The sequence below is a fragment of the Mesorhizobium sp. M7A.F.Ca.CA.001.08.2.1 genome, from assembly GCF_003998455.1.
GTDB lineage: Bacteria > Pseudomonadota > Alphaproteobacteria > Rhizobiales > Rhizobiaceae > Mesorhizobium > Mesorhizobium ciceri.
Genome location: NZ_RZPW01000869.1, coordinates 1 through 2,388, shown reverse-complemented (window position 1 = coordinate 2,388; position 2,388 = coordinate 1). Strand labels below are relative to the sequence as shown.

General features: G+C 64.2%; 2 protein-coding genes. Both read right to left on the bottom strand.

Translation table 11 applies throughout. The annotated features are described in order from the left end of the window. Window positions 1–1,075, bottom strand: a 1,075-nt coding sequence (locus EN914_RS32245) for a pyridoxal phosphate-dependent aminotransferase (RefSeq protein ID WP_164779070.1), incomplete at its 3' end; no start/stop codon positions are given. Further along, window positions 1,072–2,388, bottom strand: a 1,317-nt coding sequence (locus EN914_RS32240; RefSeq protein WP_164779069.1) for a hydantoinase B/oxoprolinase family protein, incomplete at its 5' end; no start/stop codon positions are given. The genes EN914_RS32240 and EN914_RS32245, both read right to left, overlap by 4 nt.

The window sequence follows — 2,388 nt, the reverse complement described above, 5'->3', positions numbered from 1 at the left end:
GGCTTTCGTTAAGAAGATGGGCCCCCACCGCCGTATCGTCCTCCAGCATGACGCCTTTTGGGGTCCTGCGGCCGATCAGGCTGGCGCAACCGATATAGGCATAGAATGCGCCTTCCGGCGGCGGCAGCGTCAGGCCGTTTATGCGCCTTATGCCATCGACGACCAGGTTCCTGCGCGCCTCGAATGCATCGCGGAAACGAGCCACCTCGTCCTGCGGGCCGTTCAGTGCGGCGACCGTCGCCGCCTGGGCAATCGAGCAGACCGAAGTGACCGACTGGCTCTGGATGATCGACATCGCCTTGACGAGTGGTGCCGGGCCGGCTGCATAACCGACACGCCAGCCGGTCATCGCATAGGCCTTGGCCACACCGTTGACGATGAGGCTTCGGTCCTTGAGGTCAGGGCAGGCCTTGCCGAAGGATACGAATTCGCGGTTATCGAAGATGATGTGCTCATAGATCTCGTCCGACAGGATGAGCACCTGCGGATGCCTGGCAAGGACAGCGCCAAGCGCCTTGAGATCGTCGCCCGAGTAGACCGCTCCGGATGGATTGCCGGGCATGTTCAGGAACAGCCACTTGGTTCTCGGCCCGATCGCCTTTTCCAAGAGTTCGGGCGTCAGCCTGAAGCCGCCGCTTTCCCTGCATTCGACCGTGACGGGCGTGCCGCCTAGCAGCTTCACCATCTCAGGATAGGAGACGAAATAGGGCGCGGGCAGGATGGCCTCGTCGCCGGGTTCCAGCGTCGCCATCAGCGCGTTGAAGATGATCTGCTTGGCGCCGTTGGCCACGACGATGTCGTCGGCCGTGTAGTCCAGTCCGTTCTCGCGCCTGAACTTCCCGGCCACGGCCTCGCGCACTTCCGGCGAGCCGGCTGCGGCGGTGTAGAGGGTCTGGCCCGCTTTGGCGGCTGCATAGGCCGCTTCGATGATGTGGGCAGGCGTCGGAAAATCAGGTTCGCCAAGGCCAAGGTCGATGACGTCGACGCCTTTGGCCCGTAGCGCCTTGGCCGCCTGCGAGGCGGCCATCGAAGCCGACGGCTTGACCACGGACAGGCGCGAGGAAATGTAGCTCATCGGCTTTTCTCCGAAATATAGCCCCTGGACACGTCCTGTGCCCGCGCCTCCGTACTGCGCCTGGAGGGATCGCCATAGCCGCCACCGCCAGGAAGTTCCAGCACCAGGCGACGCCCTTCCGGAACGTGCTGCCAGCCCTTGGGGCGCATCAGCGTGCCATCGTCGAGCCTGACGATGCCGGCGGTTCCGTCCTTGCCGCCATCGCGCCCCTTGGCTGGATGCCTGACCCGGTCGAACATGGCGGAAAAATCGAACTCGTGGCCTTCAGTGGCCGCGATTTCGAGGATCTGGCCGAGGCCGCCGCGAAATTCCCCGTCGCCGCCGGAATCGGGACGCAGTTCCTTGCGCCAGATGACGATCGGCCCGGTGTGCTCGGTCGCCTCGATCGGCATGGTATGGACACCGGACGGAAAGGCGGTGGCGGACAGCCCGTCCAACGTCGGGCGGGCCCCCATGCCGCCGGAATTGAACATCAGCACCTCGGCGCGGCGTCCATCGCTCCCGGCGACCGGCCTGACCGAGATGTGGATGTTCCACAGTGCCGCCGCCCCTTCGGCAAGGATCTGGCCCGGCAGCGCCTTGGCCAGCGCGCCCAGCACCAGATCGGGCACCATATGGCCGATGACGTGCCGCAGGGAGACCGGCGCCGGCCGCGGGGCGTTCAGGATGTTGGTCGGCGACGATATAGTGAACAGAGCAAGCGAGGCCGCATTGTTCGGGATCTCCGGCGCCACGACGCATTTCAGGGCGTAGCAGGCATAGGCCTTGCTGTAGATGATCGGAACGTTGATGCCCCATCGGCTTGTCGGATCGGTGCCGGAGAAATCGACATTCAAATGGTCGTCCTCAATCGAGACAGCTGCCACCAGCTTGACCGGCGTATCGTAGCCGTCGGTCACCAACTCGTTCGACCAGGTGCCTTTCGGCAGCGCCTTGATGCGCTCCAGCGTCGCGTCATGCGTGCGCGTGAAGATGAACTCTCCCAGCCTGTCCAGCGATGCCAGGCCGATCTCCTTCATCATGTCGACCAGGCGGCGATGGCCGACCTCGTTGCAGGCGGCCAGCGAATAGAAGTCGCCGACGACCTGGTTCGGCTCGCGCACATTGGCGCGCAGGATCTTCACCAGATCGAGGTTCACCTTGCCGCGCTCGGCGAACTTCATGATCGGGATCTGGATCCCTTCCTCGTAGACTGACTTGCCGTCGGCGCCGAAGCCACGTCCGCCAACATCGACCACGTGCGCGGTGCAGGCGAAGAATGCCACCAGTTCGCCGTTCAGGAACGAGGGCGAGACCATGGTGATGTCATGGAG